The following is a 24,642-nucleotide window of genomic DNA, read 5'->3' on the forward strand; positions in this document are numbered from 1 at the left end:
CTGTGTGGTCATTGCGTCTGCACCTCTTTCACCGCTTGGGTTTTGCTTTGTGCAGCAAGGCGAATGGGCGCGTTGCGCGCGCCGTACCCGGCATAGCCCGCGCGGCGTTCAACAATTTCAAAGAAGAAGCCGTTAAAGATGGGACGGCTGTAGATCTGAAAATACTCGGCACCCGCTGCCCGGTCGTAAAGGATGTTGCCCTGACGCATTTGGGCAATCAGATCGTCATCCAACCCGAAAGTCGCTTGCAGATCGGCGTAGTAGTTTTCCGGAATCGTCAGGCTGGGAAAGCCGGACTTGCGCAGTTGCGCCGAGGTTTCAAATATGTCGTCCGACTGAAAGGCGATGTGCTGAACGCCTGCTCCGAAACCGTCTTCCAGGAATGACGCCGCCAAAGTCCGACGACCAACGGCCCCGTTCAGGTTCAGACGCACTTCGCCCTCGGGGCTTTCGATGGCCTGGCTTTGCACGACACCGGACGGGTCGGCAACGTTCACGATGGGCGACTTTGCCATCTCAAAGGTCGAAATGTAGTAGAGCAGCCAGCTTTGCATCTCATCATGGCGCATGGTCTGGGCCAGATGGTCAATGCGACGCAGACCGGCGGGCTGGGTCGCCTTGGTTTTCGCAACTGGCTCGAACTCGATATCCCAGACTCGATGCAGGTCGGATTTCTCATCGATGAAATGAACGACGTTGCCACCAACGCCCCGAATGGCCGGGATATCCAGCTCTCCGGTCCCCACCGGTTGCGAGAAATCCGGCGCCCCCAGCGCGGTGGCGCGCTGAACCGTCTGATCCGCATCCTTGACGCGCAACCCCATGTCACAGACCGAGGGGCCGTGGCCCAGCAAGGCTGAATGGGCGAAACCTTCCTTTTCGGTATTCACCACGATGTTGATCGCGCCCTGTCGCCACAGCTCGACGGATTTGCTGACGTGCTTTCTCTCCATTCGAAAACACATGGCTGACAGCCTATCTGCCAGCTGCGCGCCGCTTACCTCGTCGGCCGTGAATTCGACGAACTCAAAGCCTGACGCATAAACGCGTTCGGGCAGGTCAGGGATGCCGAAATCGGTTCCCGGCTCGGTCCGCGACACCTCATCCAGAAGGTTCACCAGCGACCTGTAGCTGTCGCGGGCCAGTGTGCGACCTCCGGGTTGGGGGGCCGCCTCGTTGACGCGGGCAATGGACCAAGGCCCCTTGTACCCGGCGCGGGACAACACCCGAACGAAGCCCGCAAGGTTGAGCGCGCCGAGCCCCGGCAAAAGCCCGAAATGCCGTTTGAGCCTGCGAATATCCATCTCAAGCCGGGGCGCGTCGGACAGCTGCACATGAAACAGCCGATCTCCGGGGATGTCTCGAAGTCGGGCTGGTTTGGACCCGTCGGCAAGCGAGAAAAATGAGTTCAGGGCCAACCCGAAATGAGGGCTGTCAATCGCCTCGACAATGCGCAGCGCCTGTTCGTCCGAGTGGATAAGATCGGACCATGGCAAGCCCATATAGGCAAGACGCAGCCCCATCTGTTTGGCGATCTCGGTCGCCTCGCCAAGGTCCGCGATCACCTGTTCTTCGGTGGCATCAGTGCCCACTTCAAACGCGGACCCCACAAGCAAAAGATCTGTGCCCAACGCATCCATCAGATCGAATTTACGCTTTAGCCGGTCAAAGGCGCGTTCCCGCCCCGAGCCGGTCTGACCTTCGAGGTTGTGGAACGGCTGCAGCAGGCAAATCTTCAGGCCGAGGTCCGACGCAATATCGCGGATGTGCGAGGGCGGCCCGGCAAACGCGGTCAGGTCAGGTTCGTGCAACTCGACGCCGTCAAACCCAGCCCCGGCGATGGCGTGCAGCTTCTCTGCCAGATCGCCGGGTATGGAGGTTGTCGAAACCGACAGGCACATTACCCCTGATACCCGAACAGACGCGGCAACCACAGGACCAGATCGGGCATCAACATCATGATCACTAGGGCGAAGATGAGCACAGCAAGAAAGGCCCAGATTTCCGAGATGATTTCACGCAGCGGAATGTCCGTCACGGCGTTGATCACAAAGAGCAGAATGCCATAGGGCGGCGTGATCAGACCGATCATCGAGTTCACGACGACCAGCACTCCGAAATGAACCAGGTCGATCCCAAGCGCCTCGCAGGTGGGAATGAACAGGGGCACGATCACCAAAATGATCGTTGTTGCGTCCAGCACGCATCCCAGCGCAAGGATCAGCAGGTTAACCAGGATCAGGAACACAATCGGGCTGACATCCGACCCCTCCAGCAGGGCCGAGATCGACTGTGGAATCTGTTCCTGAATGACGATGAAGTTCAGGATGAACGCACCACCAATGACCACCCCAACGGCTGCGGAAGACCGCGCGCTGTCGACGAACACCTGATACAGCCCCCGGAAGGTCAGTGCGCGGTAGAACAACGCTGCCAGCAGCAGGGCGTAGAATGCAGCCACGGCGGCGGCCTCGGTCGGCGTGGTGACGCCGCCATAGATACCATAGAGCAGGATCGCAGGCATCAGCAGTGCGGGGAACGCATTGGCGGTTTTTGCGGGCAACTCGCGCAGCGGAACAGGTTCTTCCAGTGCAAAGTTCCGCTTTCCGGCCAGATAATAGTTCATCGCCATCAGGACGATGCCCATGATCAGGCCCGGCAGAATACCGGCCAAAAACAGCGAGCCAATTGAGGCTTTTGAGACCAAAGCGTACAGAACCATTGGGATCGAGGGCGGAATGATCGGACCAATCGTCGCCGAGGCCGCCGTAATCGCTGCAGCATAGCCTCGGCTGTAGCGGCCATCCTTGGTCATCATCTCAATGATGATCTTGCCGATCCCTGCCGCATCCGCAACTGCCGAGCCGGACATGCCCGAAAAGATCAATGACGCCACCACGTTGACATGCCCAAGACCGCCCTTGAACCGCCCAACCGCAGCAACGCAGAAGTTCAGCAGACGGTCCGTGATCGAGCCCGCATTCATGATATTGGCCGCGACGATGAACAAAGGCACGGCAAGCAGGATCGTGCTTTTGTAGAAGCCTTGCAGGATTTTCTCACCCGCAAGCGCGACGTCCAGACCAGCGACACCCAGATACATCAGTGACGCCAACAGGATGGAATAGCCGATAGGTGTCCCGATGCCTGCCAGAACAAAGAGCGTCAGCAGGCAGGAAAGAAGTTCAAAGCTCATTTGCTTGCGTCCTCGTCGTCTTCCACGTCAACGCGGGGATGATCGTCGACCACGTTAAATCCCACGACCATTTCAAGTTCGGTTTTAGGTGGTCCATTGCGCATGATGTCGAAGAACAGCCATGCATAGCGCGCGGCTACGACCAGCATGAACACGGCATAGATCGAAAACACCGTGCGCAGCGGTACCTTCTCGCCCGAGAACGGGTTGCGAACCGTCGCGGTCTTGCGGATTTTCATCCAGTCGATGTAGTCCCATGTCGGCAGAAAACTGTAGAGCATCCCAATAACGATGGCGGCGGCTGCGAGCATCGCAAAGACCTGACGGACACGTCGGGGCACCGACAGGTAGATGATGTCGAACTTCACGTGATCCCGTTCACGTACGATGAAGGCGCAGCTGAAAAAGATCACCCAGACCCAGAGGATGCCGATCAGTTCAAGCGTCCATCCGGCGGGGGTAAAGAAGTAACGCAACAGAATTTGCAGAAGGAAGATCAGGAAGATTGCCGCCAGCATCCCGCCGGCAATCGCTTCGGTCAGTCGGGAGAACCCCTTTATGAAGCCTTTCATGGTGGTTCTCCCTTCCGTAATTGGTCTTAGTTGCCCAGCGCGTTGATTTGTTCCAGAACGCCGTCCGGCCACGACCCGGCAAACTCGCTTTCAAGATACATGGACTGTACCTGATCGCGGAACGCGGCCAGATCGGGCTCATAGACTTCCATGCCCTGCTCTTTCAGGAAGCTGACCAGATCCTCTTCCTTCTGAAGCTGCTTCTGGCGACCCGATTCCGCTGCTGCGTCCGCAGCTTCCTGAACCTTGGCCTGTTGTTCCGGCGTCAATCCGTCCCAGACCTCTTTGCCGATGGCGATGTAGTTCAGGTCAACCAGGTGGGACGTCAGGATTATCTGATTGGTCACTTCGTAGAACTTGGCATCCACCACGGTCGGCAGCGGGTTGTCCTGGCCGTCAACAGCGCCGGTGGACAGCGCAGTATAGACCTCAGAGAAGGCCATCGGAGTTGGGGCAGCACCCAGCGCCTTGCCAAGGAACTGCCACGCATCAGTGCCCGGCATCCGTAAGTTCACGCCTTCCAGATCGGCCGGAGTTGTGACCGTCAATTCATCCTTGGGCTGGCGCAGGTTCACCTGACGACGACCCAGATACATGACCGACAGCAGTTTGACGCCCAGTTCATCCTCGGCCTTTTGCTTGAAGGCATCCATAAGGGGATCGTTGAAGACGGCCACCTGATGCGCTGCGTCCTGATGGACATAGCCGGCGGTAAAGATCGAAAACTCGGGAAAGAACTGTGCCAGTTCCTGCGCCGAGGTGATCGACATCTCCAGATTGCCCCGGCTGATGGCGTCCAGCTCGGTGCCTTGCGCGAAGATGGTGCCGTTATAGCTGGGCTCATAACTTGCGAAATCGGCGACCATGGGCGCAAAAATCTCGGCCATGGCGACCGAGCGCTGGTCGGTCTCCGATCCCGACGTTGCCATTCGAAGTTGCACTTTGTCTTCCGCCAGCACGCCACTTGTTGCGCTGAACAGAACACCGGTTGCGACCAGGGCTGACACAGCAGCCCGGCGGGTAAGATTGGTAATCACTTTGCTCCTCCCTGAGACATCATGATGTTTTTTGACGATTCCGAGTTTTGACCTATTTTGGACATTTTGCAAGATTTTTTACAAAATATCTGATATTTTAGATTACCGAGATCTTAGCCTGCGGTGACTGCTGATAGCTTTCTATCCTAACGGTTTTCCCCGTCCGGCAGGAATTTTGTATTGCTTCAATGACTTGAAGCGTTCTCAGCCCCTCCCACCCGGAGACAATCGGCTCTGCCTTGTGGCGCGCCACGTCAACAAAATGCCTGAGCTGATTGACCAAAGGGTCCGAAGCCCCCTTTTTCAGCGCCGTTGACGAGATCGGTGTCCACCAATCCCGTTGCCCGCCCGGATAATTCCAGAGCCGAAGGTCAGGGACGGATAAGGACCCATGAGATCCCCCGATCATATAGCTGCTTTCCGTGGTTGATGGGTAAATCGGATATTCCTGGGACGTCATCTCCCAACTCCACGGGGCAACGATGCTGTCGGACACGGTTATTGTCCCGATCGCGCCACCTTCGAATGTCAGCAACGCCCCGGCCACATCTTCGTTGTCATACCCGCGTTGCGACGCGGCGGACTGCGCCTGTACGGTCACGACCTCTCCGGCCAGATAGCGCAGAAGATCGACGTCATGGACCAGATTGACCGAGATGGGCCCCGCCCCTGGTTTCTTGCGCCAGGGCGCAGCCTCAAAATACGCGTCTGGCTTGTAAAACCAGCAATTCGCATGAACCGCGCGAACATCGCCGATCTTCCCGTCTGCAATCGCTTCCTTGGCGGACTTGATCAAAGGGTTGTACCGTCGATGATGCCCGACCATGAGCGGCACATCTGCCTTCGCGGCCTCTTGTACCAGCTCAAGCGCTGCATTGGCTTCGACAGCAATCGGTTTTTCGACCAGAACTGGGCACCCGTGTCGGACGCATGTCAGCCCCTGTTCAACATGCAACGTCGTCGGGGTCGCAAGCACAGCGCCGTCCGGTGATTGGTGGGCAAACATATCCTCGAGGGTCTTGTAACACGCGACACCATGCTCGGCGGCATATGCACGGCCCTCGTCGCTGGGATCGACGACCGCCACAAGATCGACATGACGCAACGCCCGGATCGCGTCCGCGTGGCGGCGTCCAACAAGGCCAATGCCGATGATGGCGATGCGAAAGTTCTGAGACACTGTGTTTCCTTCCGGAGGGTTCGGACATCTCCGAAACCTGAATGTTCGACCGAGCAGCGTTGCCCAACTTGACCGCGACCGTATTGGGGTTTTTGCGATTCCGCAATAATGTATGATATTTTTATTTTTACCATACATCAGTTTGGATTGCTGATACCCCTGAAAAATGCTAATTGAACGAAGAAACCAAGAATATCGGGTGAAACGCATGGCGAAGCAGCCGTCTACGATAGGTGCAAGCACCTATCTGCGAATCAAGCGGGATATCATCTTCGGAGAGCTGCAGCCCGGCTCCAAACTGAAGCTGGACGCCTTGAAGGAACGCTATTCGGCAAGCCTGTCGACACTTCGCGAGACCTTGAACAGGCTTGCCAGCGACGGATTTGTAGAAGCCCCCGAACAACGGGGTTTCCTGGTCACGCCGGTCTCTCGCGAAGACCTGACCGAGATTTCAGAGCTTCGGGTCCTGTTGGAATGCCACGCTTTGGAACTGTCCATTGCGAACGGTGATACGGATTGGGAAGGCAACCTCGTTGCCGCACACCACAAACTGCACCTGATGGAACAGCAGCTACTCAAGGGCGACGAGTCCGAGAAAGAAACCTGGAAACGATATGACTGGGAGTTTCACCAGGCGATGATCGCGGCCTGCAATTCCAGGAATCTACTGTCTCTGCACTCGATCATCTACGACAAGTATCTGCGGTACCAGATGCTTGTGCTGACCTATCGCGGCGAAGAGGCCGTCAAAGAGCACAAGGGCATGTTCGATGCGGCATTGGCCCGAGACGCTGGCACCGCCAAGAAGCTGTTGGAAGATCACATCCGAAACGGTCTCGCACACACGCTGGAGGCTATGTAGGGCGGCATACAGATAGCGTGCTTTTACCTCTTCAGGTCGATTTGGAAAAGACTATCTCAAAATTCCACAGCTACATCGAGAAATTTGTGAACGGCCCTAGGCGGCCGTTCGATCTTGCTCGCTAACGTTGCCCGCGCAATCCGCAACAAGGGCATTCGCTCCGCTTGATCGATTTCGGTTGCGGAAGAGGTCAGGACGGCGAGACGGAACGACCGTTCGCTTGGTGACAGCGAACGGTCAGGCTGAAGCGAGACAAACGCTGAATCGCTAGAGCCCCGTGTCGTAGCTGGTCAGTCGAAAGCTCTTTGGTTTGACCAGTTCGCCCATGGCCGCAAACTCGTCCGCCCAGCTTTGTGCTTGCGCGTTCAGGGTCTCCATATCTGGGCGATTGGTCCAATAGTTTACGCAAAGCCAAATACCGTTTTCACCTTGGCCCACGGTACGGTAGAGCAGCGTGTCGTTCTGGTTCATTTTTTGCGTGATGGTCTCAAAAAACGATCGAACATCCGAGGGGTCTGCGCCGTCCGCTTGTTCAAACAAAACGATCTCAACATGTTTCGGCACACGCAGATCATCCGCGCCTACTTTCTGGGTCTTTCCTCCCTTCAATCGCCTGAGTGGCATCTGCAAAGCTGTCGGACGGTCGTCGGGTTGGGCCAGCGGCATGCCGTCAACAGGCCGCGCGCCAAAGTAGAGATGGCCGGCTGAGACATAGAGCACCTCATATTCTGTGGTAGGCGCATTCGCCGCTATCCCCATGACTGAGCATCCGGTTTCAAACACATTCTGCTCATTGCCGACGGACCACTCTTCAGGTCCACAAGCGCCCGTCTCGGCTGAGTTCAGAATCCCCGCGAAGCCTTCCAACTGCGGCGTGATGGTCAGATAGTCGTTGACGGTCAGATCAACGTTACGTGCGCCCTGCGCCACTTCGGATGCCCCGAGGATGTTGACGTCACCGCCAAACTTCAACTCCAGAAGCGGTGCGGAACAGTTGGCATCGGAATAAGTGGTGAAATGCGCATCGATGCGGCCGGGTGCAAACGTGATCGAACGCTTAAGGTACCAAGGTGCGACGCCATCCTGCCCGACCTGTGGGCGCAGTTCGCAAGCAATGCTTTCCCAAGTCCCGTTAAGATCAAACGCGCTACCCTGTGCCAGGGCAGGTGTGGCCAGTACACTGGCAGCAAGGAGGCAAAGTGTTTTCGAGGCCAGTTTCACAGTCATATCCCCTCTCGGCTCATGATACTGCAACGCTGACAGAGCAGATGACATGAATCAAATCGATGAATACAATGCTTGCATGAGCAAGGTTAATGGAAGCCTCGCAGCCCTCGACTTGAACCTGATCACCGCATTGGATGCGCTTCTGGACCGACGATCCGTTTCGGACGCAGCTTACGCCGTAGGTCGCACACAGTCTGCAATGTCGCACAGCCTTGCGAGATTGCGCGACCATTTTCGCGATCCGATTCTTGTTCGTGACGGATGGGCGATGCGGCTCACTCCATTCGCCGAAGAGTTGCATCCCCGTGTAACAGCCGCGGCCGAAGCCGCAAAACTGATGTTCACAACCGATTTCGAGTTTGACCCTGCTACGACCACACGCCGCATTCGTGTTGCGACGCCGGATCTTTGCACGTCGCTGTTCACGGATTTCATCGGCGACATCGCGAACGCGGCTCCGCTCGCTTCCGTTGAGTTCCTTGAAGGGAACATGGCGCGGCAGGCCGTTTTAAGCTCCAAGGCAGACATTGGTTTGGGCTTTGGCCGCCAAAAATCGGACACGAACCTGGTTCTGCACAGAATTGCGCCACTCGAGTGGTGCACGTTCACGCCCGAAACGCATGAATACAGCCGGAATCCGACAACAAAGGTTTGGAGCGCATCTCGACATGTCCTTGTTGGATTAGGTGGTGTGCAAGAAGGGCCGGTCGAAAAGATTCTTCGAAAACACGGCATCGATCGCCATGTCGTTTGCTACGCATCAAACTTTTCTGCTGCGCTAAACCTTGCTTCGGAGACAGATGCACTCATAACGACATTGCGCGCGCCGTTCGAGAAAACAGCACGGCTTTTGGGGATGTTGGCCCAACCAACTCCGTTTGCGATGCCTCAAGCGACGGCCACGCTGATGTTCCGTGCCGATCACGGGAATCCGTTTTCAATCTGGTTGAAGAAGCTCTGCCTGGGCGCTGTTTAGACGGTGTTCGCACACGGCCAACATTTGGTGCATTGGGGTCAACCGGAGTGGGCGCATCAATGAAGTTAAAGCAACCGCTCTCCAACTGCGAAATGGTGGGTAGGCCAGCTCCAATTGTGCGAATTTCCATTGAGGTCGCTTCGCACGAGGCACTGTAAACTTCCTGTGGATTTTACCTGGGGGCAGTTGAAGATCCTCGAACGACGACAGAACCTTCAATCATAAGATCTTCATCGAAAACGTTCTTTCCATCCAGCAGGCGGGTTACCGCTGCGTGGCAAAGTTCCATTGCAGGTTGTGAAACGGTCGTCAGGCGGGGGATTACATGCAGTGCAAGGTCAATGTCGTCAAACCCGACCACTGACAGGTCATCGGGCACTCGTAATCCAAGATCGTTTGCTGTTCGCAATGCACCAATTGCCATCTGATCATTTCCGGTTGCTATCGCACTTGGTCTGGGCGTTTCAGATTGGGTGAGAACCTGCCGCGCAAGTGCCTCGCCGCTGTCATAGTCAAACGTGCCTTCCAGTACATTAAGTGCCACATCGTCAGCACCTGATGCGAACCGTTCGACAGCTTCGACAAAACCCTGCTTTCTAAGCCTGCCAACTTCGGTGTCTTGTGGACCGGCCAGGTAGGCTATCCGTCTGTGGCCAAGATCAAGCAGATAATCGGCCGCTTTTGCGGCTGATGCGGAATGATCGATACTCACAAGTCCCGCAGTGCCGAAGCGACGGTCCAGAGACACGATCGGGATGTCAGAGTTCCCCAGTGTGGCGTTGCTGGAATCGTTTGTTGCGACAATGACAAGCCCGTGCAGCGACTGTTCAAGCAATGCCGAGATCTGACGTGCTTCTGTTTCCGGATCGTCCATGGTTGTTGTCAGCATCACGGTGTAGCCGCGCGCTGATGCCTCTTTTTCGATCCTCATCGCCAGCTTTGCAAAGAACGGGTTGGTTATATCCGGAACAACAAGTCCAATCACATTCACCTTCTTCGTGCGCAATGCGCGCGCGGCCTGATTTGGCTTGTAGCCAAGATCCTCGACCGCCTTAAGAACCTTCTCGCGTCGCGCTGGTTTTACCGTGCTGTCATGCGACAGCACTTTTGACACCGTCCCGACCGAGACCCCCGCAAGCCTGGCCACATCCTTTACAGTTGCCATATCCGAACCCGATTCAGCCTGGCCGCATATTTTACGGCCACAATTGGTATTCTCAACCATTTGCCAAACAGTGGGAATATGACCTTTTCCTGAAACTTTCCAGTTGGTGTTTGAAGGGCGCGGATGTTGACGCCCCGCGCTGCGTGGTTGCAAACGCCGCTGCATCCATTGCGGTTACTATGGCCTGATCGATGGTCTCTTTGGCGGCCAATCCGTGTGCAAGGGCACCGTTAAAGCAATCACCCGCTGCAACAGTGTCGATTGCGGGGACATTCGGCGCGGTCATCTGACCGTGCTCGCCATCAATGCACCAGGCGACACCCAGCCTGCCCATTGTGACTATCGCGCCCCGCCGCACCGAACGACACAGCGCGCGTGCGGCGATGCGTGCCTCATCCAGTGTGGTGGGCAAGGTTCCGAGAATGAGGTGCGTTTCATGCGTGTTAGGTGTGATGATGTCGAAGGCCTTCAGGATCGATTCACTCCAGAACGGAACGGGCGCGGGCGCGGGATCCATGATGACCAATCCTCCGGCTTCATGCGCAATGCGCGCGGCGGCCAGAGATGCAGAGATCGGAACCTCGTTTTGAAGCAGCACAACAGTGCTTTGCCGCAGGGCATCCGCGTTGCGTTCAACCATCTTCGCGTCCATGACAGCATTCGCCCCTTGCGAAAGACGAATGATATTCCCTCCATCGGGTCCAACATCGATAAATGCCATGCCCGAGGACCGATCCGGCAGCTCGGCAACCCGCAATTCGACGCCCGCTGCCCGAATGTCGGCAACGGCGTCGTGGCCAAAACTGTCTTTGCCGACGGCGCCGATCATCGTCACCTGACTGCCCAGCCTTGCAGCGGCCACTGCCTGATTGGCACCCTTGCCGCCAAGTGTAATCTGGGTGCTGCCCGCCGCGACCGTCTCGCCCACTCCGGGCCAGCGCTCGAGATACGATGTCAGATCGACATTGATGCTTCCTACAACAGCAATACGGGTCAAAACGCCACCCCGCACACCAGAATGACATTTGCGAAAGGTGTGGTTTCACCTGTGCGAATGATTGCCTTTGCCTGTGATGTTCGCACCTTGAACTCTGCATGGGGCAGGACGGACTGTCCTACCACCGCCCCATGATTTGCGGGCCAGACGGTCAGCAGGTCAGTGATCTTGCCGGTGACTATCGTGCTGGCTTCGGTCGTAAGTATCGCGTGTTCCACAATCAACTCACTTCCCAGTGCTGTCAGGACCTGCTGCAGATCGGGCACGCCGGCAGTCACAGCGAGGTCGATAACGGCGACGCCCCTAGGGTGTGGCAGCCCTGCGTCAGCCACCACAACTTCATCGAGGTGGCCAAGCTCGGCAACGAGGGCGCTCAGGTGCCGGTTCAGGAGGACGCCGCGTTTCACGACGCCGAATACTTTGCGCGATAATGATCAAGAATGACCGCCACGACGATGACAACACCGGTGATCATCTGCCGCATGAAGTCACTCAGGCCGATCAGGATCAGACCATTGGCCAACACGCCGATGATGATGGCCCCCAAAAGCGTTCCGATGACTGATCCACGACCACCGCTCAGGCTGGTGCCACCAATGATGACGGCCGCAATTGCGTTCAGTTCGAACCCAATTCCTGCAATCGGAGAGGAGATGTTCAGTCGTGCCATATATATGATCGCTGCTATCCCGGCGGTCATGCCACAAATCGAAAAGGCTGCGACCTTATACCAGAACACGGGATGACCGGCCAGGCGCACGGCCTCTTCGTTGTTGCCGATCCCATAGATCAGACGCCCGAAAACGGTGCGGTTCAGCACGAACCAGGCAACTGCGACCAACCCAAGAGCAACCAGAAAGACCACCGGCACGCCATAGATCAGTTTTGAGCCAAACTCTTCGAAGGCAAACGGAAAAGAGTAGATCGTTTGCGCGTCCGAGATCTGAAGTGCTGCGCCCCGGGCAATGTTCAGCATGCCCAAAGTGATGATGAAAGAGGGCAAAGCCCAGTAGGCGCTGATGGCCCCATTCAAAACCCCACACAAGGTTCCCGCCAGAACACCGGCCAATACGGCCAGAATGATCAGCTCTGTTTCGCCAATTCCGGGCAGTGTGATGGCTTTGCCTGCCACAATGGCGGCGAAGGCCATGACGGACCCGACGGACAGATCGATGCCTCCGATCAGGATCACAAAGGTCATTCCAACGGCCAGGATCAGATTGATCGTAATCTGCGTCAGAATGTTGGTGATGTTATTGGCAGACAGAAAATGTTCGCTGGCAATCGAAAAGAAAACCACGATCACAAGCAGGGCCAATCCGATACCTGCATTGTTGACGATAGATCGTAAAGACACAGCGTTCTCCCTTGATGCAGGCGGAATTGATTCAATCGTGCTCATGCCGTTTTCCTTTCAGTGTCGCTCTGCTGCCCGTAGGCGAGATGCAGGATTCGTTCCTGTGAAAATTCCGTCCGTTCCAGGCTGCCCTGAATGCGGTGATTGGCCATGACGAGAATACGGTCCGCCAGTGTAATCAGTTCGGGCAGTTCCGAAGAGACAACGATCATGGACATACCTTCGGACACCAGATCGCGCAGGATCGAGTAGATTTCTGCCTTGGCACCAACATCGACACCGCGTGTCGGCTCATCCAGCAATAGAATGTCGGGATTCCGTGCAAGCCATTTTGCCAAAACGACTTTCTGTTGGTTGCCGCCGGACAGGCTGGAGGCCGCATCCGACAGTTTCCCGTATTTCAAATGCAGTCTAGCACCGCTTTGGGTCGCCAGTCGTCTTTCTTCGGCAAAGTCCAGAAGCCCGCGCTTTGTTACCGAGGCCAGATCAACCAGCGTCGTGTTTGCCGCTATCGGCATATCGAGGATCAGACCTTCTTCTTTACGGTCTTCCGTCACGAAACAGATCCCGGCCGAGATTCCATCTCTTGGGCCCTTGATGTTCAACGGCGCACCGTCGCGGAACACTTGTCCCGACACAGTTGGATCGGCCCCGAATATGGCCCGCAGAACTTCGGTGCGTCCGGCACCCACCAATCCGGCAATCCCAAGAATCTCGCCCTTGTGCAGATCAAAAGAAACGCCGTCGGGCCCGGGATTGGCCATGGTGCGCAGGTTTTGAACCGAAAGGGCGATGTCGCTGCTTTGTTTGACCTCGCGCGCATGCGAGGCGTCGACCTCCAACTCGCGCCCGACCATATACCGGACAACGTCCGCCGATGTTACGTCTGATATGTCTTTGGTCACGACCGTCTGACCATTGCGGAACACCGTGACACGCTCGCAAATGGCAAAGACCTCTTCCAGATGATGCGATACGAACACGACGGTTACGCCCTTCGCCCTGATCCCGGCCACGATCTCGAACAACCGCTCGGTTTCGCGCTCGGTGAGCGTGGCTGTCGGCTCGTCCAGAATAAGGATGCGGCTTTCGCTTTGCAGGGCGCGGGCGATTTCAACCAACTGCCGATGCGCAATCCCAAGTGTTCTTACGGGGGTCGAAACGTCGATGTCACTTAGCCCGATTGCATCCAGTGCCAGCCGAGCCCGGCGCTTCATTTCGCCCCGGTCCAGAATGCCAAACCGTTTGCGCGGCAGATGTTCGATCGAGATGTTTTCCGCGACGCTGAGATCGTTGAGCAGATTGAACTCCTGATGAACCACCTGAATTCCGGCTGTTTTTGCGTCATGCGGGTTTGACGGCTTATACGATTGTCCGTCCAGTTCCACTGTGCCTTCGTCAAAGGGGTGGACGCCGGAAAGCACCTTGATAAGGGTCGATTTTCCGGCGCCATTCTCGCCAACAAGTGCGTGGACCTCGCCCGCGATCAGGTCAAAACTTACCCCGTCAAGAGCATGCACGCCACCAAAGGACTTTCGCAGGTTCTTCACAGTCAGGAGTGAGGTATCAGCGCACATTGGATCGACCTTGTTCAGCCAGAGTGATGGATGCCCGATTAGAGGGGTAACGGGCATCCGCAGGAGTTGCGTCTTATTTGGTAACCAGTTCGATAGGTGTCTTGACCCACCCTTCCAGTTGCGGCCCACCGGCGATGACTTCGAGGGCCAGATCGATCGAATTCGCGGCCATGTCGGCACCAAACTGATCCACCGACGCAAGCAAGCGACCATCCTCGATCATCGGAAGAACCGCTGGGATCGCGTCAAATCCGACCACCAGAATGTCGTCGCGCCCCGCAGATTCCAGCGCCTTGACCACACCGATGGCCATCGAGTCATTGGCTGCCATCACGCCCTGAATATCGGGGTTTGCCGTCAACATGGTCGAAAAAACCTGATTGGCTTCTTCGGTTTCCCAATGCGCAGTGCGGCTGTCGAGCAGGTCAAGCTTGTATTCCGCAACCGAGTCTTCGAAGCCCATGCGCCGCTGATTGGCATTGTCTGCACCGGGGTTGCCTTCGATGATGACGACCTTGCCACCCTCGCCCAGAGCTTTGCCCAACGCATCACCCGCCAGTTTCGCCCCGCCGCGATTGTCCGGGCCGACAAAAGCCAGTTCCACGCCCTGCTGTTCCTTTGCGCCTTCGTCCAGTGCGACGTCAAAATTGACCACAATGATTCCCGCTTCCATCGCGCGTTTCAGCGGGCGGACCATCGCCTTGGAATCTGCCGGGGCAACGACGATTGCATCGACGCCCTGCGTGATAAAGTTCTCAACCGCATTGATCTGGGATTCAAAATCCGTCTCGTTCTGCATCCCGACGGCAATCAGTTCATAGTCGCCACGCTCGACAGCGTGCGCCTCTGCCCCAACCAGCATGTTTTGAAAAAACTCATTGGCCAGCGACTTCATGATCAGGCCAACAACCGGTTTATCGTCAGCCCCCGCCATACCTGCGGACAATAGAATTCCGGTCGCTGCCGCAGCAGCGAATTTCATGAGCTTCATAAGAGCCTCCCTAGGTTTTCAGCTTGTTCGGAAAGGCAGTCTTTCACGCCGATCCACCGTCTTTATACGAAGCCATCGAATCGCTTTTCTGTCAATATGAAACGTTTCATAATTGAATATTGAGGACCCGCCGAAAACACTTACGGCGCGTCTTGGAAAATTTACCTTATTATTTTCAACCGCTTACAGACCGTTCGCCACGCAGCGGATTTATGACGACTAAAAACGACGGAACCAGGGACCAACGCCGAAGCGCAACGATGATTTTCGCAGCCGAAAGGCAACGGAAGCACTTTCCGAACATTTCGTGAAAGCAATGATTCGCCATCGAAACCGTCGCGAAATAAGTGCTGAAACAGCTTTGTTTTCTGGCACCCGAAATCGCCGGTTTTGATACCGTTGCCCCGCGGTTTAGAACGGCCAAGCCGGTTCAGGCAACGTTGATCATGCCTCGCCTTACAGTTCGGGTGTGCACACTGTTTCAGCGCGATGCTCAGCAAACGTATTGGAGAACAGACGATCTCAAATTTCTAAGTCTGCATTTGGCCGGCCTTCAGCGCTGCAAAAATGTATTCGTTTACATTTTTATGTAATCGTATACATTTTGAACAAAGAATCATCGAAACTGGGAGGAAAAACATGAAAAGGTTTGTCACAGCCAGTGCGATCGCTACTGCGATTTCTTTAGTGCCAATAATGACATACGCACAGTCGGAAGTGGTTGTTTGGGTTGCCGGGGAACCCGGCCAAACAAATATCTACGATGATCTCGCCGAAGCCTATAATTCGCAGAATTCGGATGTTACGGTGACAATCGTCAAGAACTCTTCCGACCTGTTTAACCCTGCTTTGATCCCCGCCCTTTCGGCTGGCGAAGGGCCTGATCTTTTCTCGTTTGGAACCGGCCCGGGTCAACCGGCGGCCCTTATTGCGGGCGGTCTCGTTGCAGATCTGACAGATGCCTATTTCGCAAATGACTGGAGCAGCACAATCCCCGAAGGCATCGTGGTGCAGACATCAAGCGACGGCAAGCTTTGGGCCTTTGGGAACGAGGTCGAGACGACCGGTATGTTCTACAACAAGGCAATCTTTGACGAACACGGAATTTCAGTGCCCACCACATGGGCTGACATGGAGGCCGCCGTGGCGAAACTGCAAGAGGCGGGCTTTGATACACCCATTGGTCTCGGTGCTGCCGACAAATGGCCCGTGTCGCACTGGCAGTCGATGATGTTTGGTCGCTACGCGGGTCCCGAAGGTATCGAGGGCGTTCTATTTGGCGACGGCGCATGGACTGACGAGCCCTTTGTGGCTGCCTCGGCAAAACTGCAAGAGATAAGCAAAGCGGGCTGGTTCGGACCGACACCGGTTGCAATCGGATATGGTGAACTGATGGACCGGTTTTGGGCCGGTGAAGTGCCGATGACCTTCACCGGACCTTGGGTGATCGGGGGCGGAACCGAGGCCGCAGGTGATCGCATCGACGACTTTAGCGTCTTCGCCGTGCCGCCACTTGAAGATGGCCAGAAAATCCACCCCACCAACTCTATCGGCAGTGGCTGGTACATTCGCGAAAGCTCTGACAACAAAGACGCCGCGATTGACTTCATGAACTATATGTTCGCGTCGCAAGAAGGTCGCGTCGCGCTGTTGAACGCCGGCACAGTTCCTGTCGGCCCACTTGATCAGGCGCTGAGCGAGGCCCAGATGCCCGCGTTGGCCGTGGACATCTGGAAAGCATCGGACGATCACGCGGCAAACGGATCCGTTCCGGCGTTTCTGGACACCATCACACCGGGAAGCCTGACCACGGTTTCTTATGATGGGCTGCAAGCCCTGCTTCTGGATGTCATGACGCCCGAAGAATTCACTGCGGAAATGCAATCCGCATGGGCCGCCGCGAAGGAAGCCGGTGAAATCATGCTGCCCGGTGGCATCGCCGAACGGTAAGGCCTTTCGGCAAAACGCCGGTCCATGGGCGCCGTGCCTGTGGACCGGCGCACTCCCAAAGAACCACTCGCATTAGTCGAAGGTGGAGCCATGTTTCTCGACCCGGATTCCAAATTAGCGCAGCGCCTGAACCCTGTTCTGTTTCTGCTGCCCGCGCTGACGATCTACATCGTCTTTGCGATCTACCCGACCTATTCGGTGCTGGAATATTCCTTTACCGATTGGGACGGAATCAGCCCCGAGCGGAATTTTGTCGGGTTGGAGAACTATCAAAAACTGTTCTCTGACAAGATCTTCTGGGAGGCTTTTCGGAATACATTTGTCTGGTCCGGCGTGATCATCGTTATCAATGTCGGTCTTGGCCTGGTGATTGCCGCTATGCTCGCGCGGGTTTGGAAAGCGCGATTGCTGATCCAGACATGCATCGTTCTTCCGGTCGTGATCTCTCCGATGGCCGTCGCCACGATCTGGCGGTGGATGTATCAGCCGACAGGTGTCATCAATCAGGTGCTTGAGAATATCGGGTTGGGGGCTTTCGCCACCCCCTGGCTGGGCAGCCCCGATGTGGTGTTATACGCGCTGGCCTTGGCACATAGTTGGTCGACAATCGGGTTGAGCGTCATCATCTTCCTTGCCGGACTTCAGGCCGTTGACGAGGACCTGTACGAAGCCGCGCGGGTCGATGGCGCAAATCCGTTGCAATCCTTCCGCTATGTCACTTTGCCCGCCCTGAGGCCTGTGACGGCTGTGGTCTTTATTCTGACACTCACGCAATCGTTCAAGGTCTTCGACATCGTCTGGGCCACAACTCAGGGTGGCCCGATCCGGTTCAGCGAAATTCTATCGACCTACATGTACAAACGCGGGGCGCTGGAGAACCAGTATGGCTATGGGTCGGCCATTGGCGTCGCGCTGCTGGTGATCGTCAGTATTGCAACGATCATCTACATGCAGATTCAGAACAGAGAGGATCGGTGATGGGACGCTGGATTCTGCTGTTCATTCTGGGCGTCATCGCTGTTGTGATGGTCTCTCCGCTCATTCTGACGGTCTTCACATCGCTCAAGCCCACGACCGAATTGGTGAACCCGCCGTGGTATCCGCCGATCAGCCTGACCTTCCAGCATTATGCGCGCGTTTGGACCGATGGTGGCTTTAGCGTGTATTTCTTCAACACCCTGATCATCTCGGTCGTTGATGCTGTCGTCATGATCTTTATCGCCTCGCTTGCGGCCTATGCCATGGTTTTCATGGAGTTTCGCGGCAAGGTGGTGCTGCAAATCCTGTTCCTGATTGGATTGATGATCCCTGTGACGGCCATTGTCCTGCCGCTGTTTCAAATCGTTCGGTCCTTTGGCCTTCTCAACACCCATCTGGGTGTCATCTTCGCGGACCTTGCCCTGGCCGTGTCGGTTTTCGTCTTCATGTTCTCATCGTTTTTTCAGGGCGTCCCCAAGGCGCTGCACGAAGCGGCCCGGATCGACGGTGCGACCGAGTTTCAGATTTACCGCCGCGTCGTCATGCCGATTGCCACACCCGCAGTGGTCACAACCGCGCTGCTTGAGTTTCTCTGGAGCTGGAACGATCTGCTGCTGCGACTGCTTCTGTTGACCCAGGACGAAATGCGCACGCTGTCGGTGGGTCTGTTGAACTTTCAGGGCACCATGACCCGCGACGTGACCGGATTGTCCAGCGGCACCGTGATCATGGCGATCCCGGTCGTTCTTTTGTTCCTGTTCTTCCAACGCCACTTCGTGCGCGGCATGACCGCGGGCGCGGTGAAGTGAGGCGAAACATGTCGAAACCCCTTCTCATCCTGGATCAACACTTTCGCCAGTTGGAAGAATTATTCCGACCGTCTGCCTACACCGCCTTGGGCGAGCTTTGCGACATTCATGGTGGCGTAAACTGGCCGATGCCGCGTAAGGACTTTCTGGCCCATCTGCCAGAGGCAGAATTTGTGGTGGCAGCGAAACCGGAACTGACCCGACCAGAGCTGGATGGCGCCAAAAACCTCCGGGCTGTGATCGAGGTATCGGGCACCTTTCAAACCGGTCTCGACTATGGTGCGTGTTTCGAGCGCGGTATCGAAGTGTTGTCTTGCGCGCCGGGATTTCGACGCTCGGTCGCGGAAATGGCGCTTGGTCTGATGATCGCAGGCAGTCGCGGCATCGTTGATGAGCACGAACGCTTCCGCGTCGGATCCGAAAGGTGGTTCAACGACAATATCGGCACGGATTTCTCGCTTTACGGTCAACGCATTGGGTTTGTCGGATTCGGGTCCATCGCGCAGGAATGCGTACGTCTTCTTGCGCCATTTTCCCCAAAGATCGAAGCCTATGATCCGTGGCTGAAAGCAAGCGGAACAGTGTTTGACGGTGTCGAATTCTGCGATTTGGAGCAAGTGACCACCAACAACCGCCTTGTCGTCATCGCGGCAACGCCCACCGACGAGAATTATCAGCTTGTGTCCCGAACCCTTATCGAAAAGATGAAACCCGGGACGCTGGTTGTTGTGATCAGCCGGTCTCATCTCGTCGATTTCGACGCCCTTGTTGAGGCCGCCAGCGCTGGCCGCATTCGCGTCGCCAGCGACGTGTTCCCACAAGAACCGGTGTCCAAGCGCGCCGCGTTGCGACAGGTCGACAATGTCATCTGGTCGCCGCACCGTGCAGCTGCCGTGGAAGGTGGCCGCCACCCGATTGGAGACATGATCCTGCATGACGTCGAAGCGATTTTGTCAGGGTCCCCTGAACGGCGGCTGCAAGCTGCGTCTTTGGATACCGTAAGAAACATCATCCGTGCGCCACTGGCGGCCGGGTAAGGGAGGAAGAGATGGCTGGAGTTGAACTCAGGAACCTGTCCAAGGCTTATGGTAATGTCGAAGTGCTTCACGACATCAACCTGTCGATTGCAGACGGGGAATTCATCGTCTTTGTCGGCCCTTCCGGATGCGGAAAATCTACGCTGCTCAGGATGATTGCAGGCCTTGAAGAAGTGACCGGAGGCGATCTGATGATTGGCGGCAAACGCGCCAACGATCTGTCGCCGCGCCAACGCGACATTGCCATGGTGTTCCAGTCCTATGCGCTTTACCCCCAAATGACAGTGGCCGAGAATATGGGGTTCTCGCTCAATCTTGAGCGCCGTTCGAAAGATGAAATCCAAAAGAAGGTGCAAGAGGCCGCCGATGCGCTGAAACTTGACCCATTCCTTGACCGTAAACCGGGCCAGCTGTCCGGTGGTCAAAGGCAGCGCGTGGCCATCGGTCGCGCCATTGTCCGCAACCCGCAGGTTTTTCTGCTGGACGAACCGCTTTCGAATCTTGACGCGGCGCTTCGTTCGGAAACTCGGGTGGAAATCAGTGAACTGCATCAACGTATGGCAACAACGATGATCTACGTCACCCATGATCAGGTCGAGGCAATGACCATGGCGGATCGTATCGTGGTCCTGAACGGCGGCTATATCGAACAAGTCGGCAGCCCAATGGACCTGTACAACCACCCCGCCACCGAGTTTGTCGCGGGGTTCATCGGTTCACCCAAGATGAACTTCGTCAAGGGCCGTTATGCTCAGGCCGTAGGTGCCTCGACCTTGGGCATTCGGCCCGAGCATTTTGCCGTCGGTCAGGCTGACGACGCATGGGAAGGCAAAGTGACTCTGGTGGAACGGCTGGGCCACGACACAATTCTATATGTGCGGGTTCCGGATGCAGGTGTTCTGACCGTAAGCCTTGATGGTCAGCAGAACCAAGATGTAGGAGACACCATCCACTTGCGACCCCAACCGGGATTCATCCATAAATTCAATGACCAAGGGCGGCCGATTGCCGCCTGAATCAAGTTGGAAGAAGATATGAGTTCAAAGCGTCCAACCGTCAAAGATGTGGCTCGCGAGGCTGGTGTCTCGATCGCAACCGTCAGTCGAGCCATGTCGCGCCCGGACGATGTGAAAGCCGCAACGCGCGAGCACGTGTTCGAGATCATGAAACGGCTGGGCTATCGGGCCAATCAGGCGGCAGGTGACTTGCGGCGCGGACGCAGTAAAACCCTGCTCGTTCTGGTCTCTGAGATCACGAATGCCTTTTTCGCCGAGTTCTTCAAGGGCATCGAAGAAGAAGCGCGCGCGCATGGTTACGTCCTTCTCATAGGCGACACCTCGGAAGACGCCGAAAGCGAGCGCGCGTTCTCGGACATGCTGTTGATGAACAAGGCTGGCGGGCTGATCCTGAACACAAACGGCTTTCTCGAGGATTTGTTGCCCAGCGACGCCAACGGCGCCTATTCAGGCCCGCCGGTTGTTTCTTGCGGCGGGCACAAGGAAATTGATCTGCCGACAGTGCGAACGGATGACGTCTTGGGCGGGCGCCTGGCCGCCGGGCACCTCATAGAACTAGGGCACCGCGATATCGCTCAGGTGTGTGGACCGCTACACACCAATGGGTTCGAGCGCCGCTATCACGGCTTTAACCAGACGTTGAAAAACGCGGGCATCCCATTGCAAAAAGACCGTGAATTGATGGGTCAGCTCTCGGTCGATTATGGTCTGGAGGCAGCCGAGCAATTGCTGGCATCGAGCAATCTGCCGACTGCGGTATTCGTTCACAACGATGAAACAGCCACCGGATTGCTGCACGGGCTGGTGCGCGCCGGAGTGCGGGTGCCGGAAGATATTTCTGTCATCGGCTATGACGACATGCCCTATGCCGCCATTTTCAACCCGGGCCTGTCCAGCATACGCCTACCACGCCGCGACTGGGGACGTCTGGCTTGCCGAAAGCTCGTGTCGATCCTGAACGAAGAAGAAGGGGCCGACCAACCGATCATCATCGCCCCCGAACTAATCCCACGTGCAAGCACCGCCGCGCCACGAAACAACCGCTAATCGGAGCCTTTCATCATGATCCGCGCCGTCGTATGGGGCGAAAACGTCCACGAACAGACCAATCAGGTAGTCGCCTCGATTTACCCCCGTGGTATGCATGACTGTATCGCCGGCGCGCTCAACCAAGACCCGGAAATCGAAGCGACAACCGCAACTTTGCAGGAACCGGAACATGGTTTGCCCCAAAGCCGACTGGACGGAACTGACGTGCTGCTTTGGTGGGGGCACGCCGCACATGGCGACGTCTCGGACGAGGTTGTGGATCGCATTGCAGATGCCGTTTGGGGAGGGATGGGCTTGATCCTGTTACACTCGGCGCATTTTTCCAAAATCTTCAAAAAACTCATGGGCACGCCATGCTCATTAACCTGGCGCGAAGCTGGTGAGCGCGAACGCCTTTGGGTGACAGCCCCCGGACACCCGATCACGTCAGGGCTGCCGAACTATTTCGAACTCGAGCATGAAGAAATGTACGGCGAGCCTTTCAGCGTTCCGGACCCGCTTGAAACGGTTTTTGTCAGTTGGTTTCAGGGCGGCGAGGTCTTCCGGTCAGGCCTGACCTACCGCCGCGGGGCCGGTAACATCTTCTATTTCCGGCCAGGGCACGAAACCTATCCCACGTATCATGACGAGACTGTTCGACTGGTTCTCCGCAACGCGGTGAAATGGGCAAAACCATCCACAACACGCATCACCGATGTCCAAGCGGCGCCCAATCGAACGGTTGAAAACGCAATTGAACCTATCGAAGAACGCGGTCCAAAACTGCACTCGGACGGGGAAGATGGGTTTCGCTAGATGCGTCTTGTCGAGAACTTGACTAAAGCCAAGGTTGATCGCCTTTGCCCAACTACTCCGGATATCACTGTTGATGGCAACCGTACCCGCAAATGCTGAAGATGTGTGGCCGAATAGATCCTTGAGCCAAAGCCTGAACCTCTTTGGTTTGGCGAAAACAAGCCAGAAACACCGTTTCGGCCATTCTGGAACGGACTTCGTAACAGACTCTATCGGGTAACAGGTCAATGTCCGGTAGCGCTTTCATTGCTGCCGAGTCAGAGAAACCTCGGCGACGATCAGGTGCTTTTTCTTGGTCTCCGAATCCATCCGTATTGCCGTTTTACACATCATCGACCAGCGCGGATTTTGTGCAAGCCTGTCCAGATGTTTGAAAATGAAACGCCAATACAGGCCGTCCCAAACCTCTGCCCAAGGGCCTTTGCCCCAATGGCTCATCTTCCGGATATAGTTTGAACCCGAAAAATAGGGTTTGGTGGTCATCAGCCCACCATCGGCGTGCTGGCTCATGGCATAGGTGTTTGGAACCATGACCCAGTCATAGCTGTCCACGAACATCTCCATGAACCAGCGATAAACTTCATCAGGGTCGATCTCGCACAGGAACATAAAACCACCCAGAACCATCAGCCGTTCGATGTGATGACAATAACCAGTCTGCAGAATGCGCCCGATTGTGTCGTCAATCGGGTCGATGCCGGTGGTGCCATTGTAGAAAGAGGCGGGCATCTTGCGGCTGTGGCCCCAATGATTGGTGGTCCGCATCTCGACGCCAAGATGTTCATAGGTGGCGCGCATGAACTCTCGCCAGCCAATGATCTGTCGGATAAACCCCTCGACCGAATTGAGGGGGATATCCCGTGTCTGCGCGTGTTCAAGCGTCGCGTCCAGCACTTGTTTGGGCGTCAGCAGCCCGATGTTCAGCGCGGGTGTCAGAACAGCGTGCCAAAGCCAGCCTTCCCCTTCAACGATGGCATCTTCAAAATCGCCGAACTGACGAAACCGGCGTTCGAGGAATTGTTGCAACCAATCCGCTGCGGCCCCATGCGATGTCGGATAGTAAAGCCTGTCCAGCGACCCAGGCGCGTCCGGAAACTCAGAGATCACGCTATCCTTTGCAGCCTGGTCAACGGCGCCATGCGTGGGCCAATCAATCCACGGCAAACTGCCAAGCAGCGCTTTTGGAACCTTTTTGCGATTATCCCCGTCAAAGCTCCACCGGCCCCCCATTGGTTGATCGCCGTCCATCAAGACATCCAGACGACGACGCTGACTTTTGTAGAACTCGGCCATGAACCAACGTTTTCGGCCTGTGATCCACGCCGCGTTATCTGCACCTGTGTTCAGAAAGCCGGGCGATGGACGTATCTCCAGAGCGATACCCACAATCTCTGCGGCCTTTTCGACTCGATTTCGCGCAATGAAATCCACCGGATCCGCCATCACGACGCGATAAATCCCTGTCCTTGCCAGCCGCTGAAACAGACGTTTGCAAGCATCTGTCCGCATTTCATAAGGGTAAATTTCGGCATTCAAACCTTTGGCGATCAAATCCTGCTGGAAACGCGCCATGCTGGCCCGATGGAGCCAGAGCTTTTGCTTATGCATCCGCGCGGGATACCTCGCGTCGCCAAAGAACAATGGATCCTCGAACAAAACCACCAGGTCCGGGGGCTCTGCAAAACCCGGATGATCGGTAAATAGCTGGTTGGGCAGAAGGATTGTGGCAATGGGCATGGTCGTTCCGGCACGTTCTATTTAGAAGCGAAGTATGACACGCCGTACCTTTGGCAAATAATTGTTCTTCTTTTGCCCCGGTCGCCGCCGTTTGCGCGCGCCGGAACGATTCATCGCAACAAGTTCAGATTTG

General features: G+C 56.2%; 22 protein-coding genes. 9 read left to right on the plus strand and 13 right to left on the minus strand.

Translation table 11 applies throughout. The features are described from left to right. Positions 1 to 8 precede the first annotated feature (8 nt). The 5 genes from ACR0E6_RS10260 to ACR0E6_RS10280 all read right to left on the minus strand — a co-directional run bounded on the left by ACR0E6_RS10260 (position 9) and on the right by ACR0E6_RS10280 (position 5,985). Positions 9 to 1,901 (minus strand): bifunctional sugar phosphate isomerase/epimerase/4-hydroxyphenylpyruvate dioxygenase family protein, encoded by a 1,893-nt coding sequence (locus ACR0E6_RS10260; RefSeq protein ID WP_480582889.1) that lies wholly within the window; start codon positions 1,899 to 1,901, stop codon positions 9 to 11. Beyond that, positions 1,901 to 3,196, minus strand: a complete 1,296-nt coding sequence (locus ACR0E6_RS10265) for a TRAP transporter large permease (RefSeq protein ID WP_480582892.1) — start codon at positions 3,194 to 3,196, stop codon at positions 1,901 to 1,903. The genes ACR0E6_RS10260 and ACR0E6_RS10265 overlap by 1 nt, the downstream gene beginning before the upstream one ends. Next, positions 3,193 to 3,768 carry a TRAP transporter small permease subunit gene (locus ACR0E6_RS10270; RefSeq protein WP_170521464.1) on the minus strand — a complete coding sequence of 192 codons (576 nt, stop codon included), beginning with the start codon at positions 3,766 to 3,768 and terminating at the stop codon, positions 3,193 to 3,195. The genes ACR0E6_RS10265 and ACR0E6_RS10270 overlap by 4 nt, the downstream gene beginning before the upstream one ends. Before the next feature lie 26 nt (positions 3,769 to 3,794). After that, on the minus strand, positions 3,795 to 4,805 hold the full coding sequence (gene dctP, locus ACR0E6_RS10275) for a TRAP transporter substrate-binding protein DctP (RefSeq protein WP_480582896.1): 1,011 nt from the start codon (positions 4,803 to 4,805) through the stop codon (positions 3,795 to 3,797). A gap of 97 nt (positions 4,806 to 4,902) precedes the next feature. After that, entirely contained in the window at positions 4,903 to 5,985 is a 1,083-nt protein-coding gene (locus ACR0E6_RS10280) for a Gfo/Idh/MocA family protein (RefSeq protein WP_480582899.1), read from the minus strand. Between the two features lie 208 nt (positions 5,986 to 6,193). On the opposite strand from ACR0E6_RS10280, the gene ACR0E6_RS10285 reads away from it, so the two are divergent. Further along, a complete protein-coding gene (locus ACR0E6_RS10285) occupies positions 6,194 to 6,847 on the plus strand; it encodes a GntR family transcriptional regulator (protein ID WP_480582902.1) in 654 nt (217 codons plus the stop codon). A 267-nt stretch (positions 6,848 to 7,114) separates the two neighbouring features. Here the strand turns inward: ACR0E6_RS10285 and ACR0E6_RS10290 are convergent, their stop codons facing one another. Continuing rightward, complete coding sequence (locus ACR0E6_RS10290) at positions 7,115 to 8,074, minus strand: hypothetical protein (RefSeq protein WP_480582906.1); 960 nt, start codon at positions 8,072 to 8,074, stop codon at positions 7,115 to 7,117. 46 nt (positions 8,075 to 8,120) lie between these two features. Between ACR0E6_RS10290 and ACR0E6_RS10295 the strand changes: the two genes are divergently transcribed. Continuing rightward, entirely contained in the window at positions 8,121 to 9,050 is a 930-nt protein-coding gene (locus tag ACR0E6_RS10295) for a LysR family transcriptional regulator (RefSeq protein ID WP_480582909.1), read from the plus strand. A 172-nt stretch (positions 9,051 to 9,222) separates the two neighbouring features. Here ACR0E6_RS10295 and ACR0E6_RS10300 read toward each other — a convergent pair whose 3' ends face one another. The 6 genes from ACR0E6_RS10300 to ACR0E6_RS10325 form a co-directional block, all read right to left on the minus strand. Further along, the gene (locus ACR0E6_RS10300) at positions 9,223 to 10,215 is read right to left on the minus strand and encodes a LacI family DNA-binding transcriptional regulator (protein WP_480582911.1); all 993 of its coding nucleotides are present in this window, start codon (positions 10,213 to 10,215) and stop codon (positions 9,223 to 9,225) included. Between the two features lie 52 nt (positions 10,216 to 10,267). Further along, positions 10,268 to 11,212: a ribokinase gene (locus tag ACR0E6_RS10305; RefSeq protein ID WP_480582914.1), complete on the minus strand. Its 945-nt coding sequence runs from the start codon at positions 11,210 to 11,212 to the stop codon at positions 10,268 to 10,270. After that, positions 11,209 to 11,619 (minus strand): D-ribose pyranase, encoded by a 411-nt coding sequence (rbsD, locus tag ACR0E6_RS10310; protein WP_480582917.1) that lies wholly within the window; start codon positions 11,617 to 11,619, stop codon positions 11,209 to 11,211. Before rbsD ends, ACR0E6_RS10305 begins: the two co-directional genes overlap by 4 nt. After that, a complete protein-coding gene (locus tag ACR0E6_RS10315) occupies positions 11,616 to 12,569 on the minus strand; it encodes an ABC transporter permease (RefSeq protein ID WP_480582921.1) in 954 nt (317 codons plus the stop codon). Before ACR0E6_RS10315 ends, rbsD begins: the two co-directional genes overlap by 4 nt. 41 nt (positions 12,570 to 12,610) lie before the next feature. Continuing rightward, positions 12,611 to 14,146: a sugar ABC transporter ATP-binding protein gene (locus ACR0E6_RS10320; protein WP_480582924.1), complete on the minus strand. Its 1,536-nt coding sequence runs from the start codon at positions 14,144 to 14,146 to the stop codon at positions 12,611 to 12,613. A 73-nt stretch (positions 14,147 to 14,219) separates the two neighbouring features. Further along, positions 14,220 to 15,137, minus strand: a complete 918-nt coding sequence (locus tag ACR0E6_RS10325; protein ID WP_480582927.1) for a substrate-binding domain-containing protein — start codon at positions 15,135 to 15,137, stop codon at positions 14,220 to 14,222. 696 nt (positions 15,138 to 15,833) lie between these two features. Between ACR0E6_RS10325 and ACR0E6_RS10330 the strand changes: the two genes are divergently transcribed. The 7 genes from ACR0E6_RS10330 (at position 15,834) to ACR0E6_RS10360 (ending at position 22,772) form a co-directional block, all read left to right on the plus strand. Beyond that, on the plus strand, positions 15,834 to 17,087 hold the full coding sequence (locus ACR0E6_RS10330) for an ABC transporter substrate-binding protein (RefSeq protein ID WP_480582930.1): 1,254 nt from the start codon (positions 15,834 to 15,836) through the stop codon (positions 17,085 to 17,087). 90 nt (positions 17,088 to 17,177) lie between these two features. Beyond that, positions 17,178 to 18,065, plus strand: a complete 888-nt coding sequence (locus ACR0E6_RS10335) for a carbohydrate ABC transporter permease (RefSeq protein WP_170622694.1) — start codon at positions 17,178 to 17,180, stop codon at positions 18,063 to 18,065. Beyond that, positions 18,065 to 18,874, plus strand: a complete 810-nt coding sequence (locus tag ACR0E6_RS10340) for a carbohydrate ABC transporter permease (RefSeq protein ID WP_480582933.1) — start codon at positions 18,065 to 18,067, stop codon at positions 18,872 to 18,874. The genes ACR0E6_RS10335 and ACR0E6_RS10340 overlap by 1 nt, the downstream gene beginning before the upstream one ends. 8 nt (positions 18,875 to 18,882) lie before the next feature. Next, positions 18,883 to 19,911: an NAD(P)-dependent oxidoreductase gene (locus tag ACR0E6_RS10345; RefSeq protein ID WP_480582936.1), complete on the plus strand. Its 1,029-nt coding sequence runs from the start codon at positions 18,883 to 18,885 to the stop codon at positions 19,909 to 19,911. A gap of 11 nt (positions 19,912 to 19,922) precedes the next feature. Beyond that, a complete protein-coding gene (locus ACR0E6_RS10350) occupies positions 19,923 to 20,927 on the plus strand; it encodes an ABC transporter ATP-binding protein (RefSeq protein WP_480582939.1) in 1,005 nt (334 codons plus the stop codon). A gap of 18 nt (positions 20,928 to 20,945) precedes the next feature. Next, positions 20,946 to 21,974, plus strand: a complete 1,029-nt coding sequence (locus ACR0E6_RS10355; protein ID WP_480582943.1) for a LacI family DNA-binding transcriptional regulator — start codon at positions 20,946 to 20,948, stop codon at positions 21,972 to 21,974. 15 nt (positions 21,975 to 21,989) lie between these two features. Then, on the plus strand, positions 21,990 to 22,772 hold the full coding sequence (locus ACR0E6_RS10360; protein ID WP_480582946.1) for a ThuA domain-containing protein: 783 nt from the start codon (positions 21,990 to 21,992) through the stop codon (positions 22,770 to 22,772). Between the two features lie 243 nt (positions 22,773 to 23,015). On the opposite strand, the gene ACR0E6_RS10365 is transcribed toward ACR0E6_RS10360, so the two are convergent. Beyond that, positions 23,016 to 24,509, minus strand: a complete 1,494-nt coding sequence (locus ACR0E6_RS10365) for a cryptochrome/photolyase family protein (protein WP_480582949.1) — start codon at positions 24,507 to 24,509, stop codon at positions 23,016 to 23,018. Positions 24,510 to 24,642 lie beyond the last annotated feature (133 nt).

The organism is Ruegeria sp. AP12, from assembly GCF_056540025.1.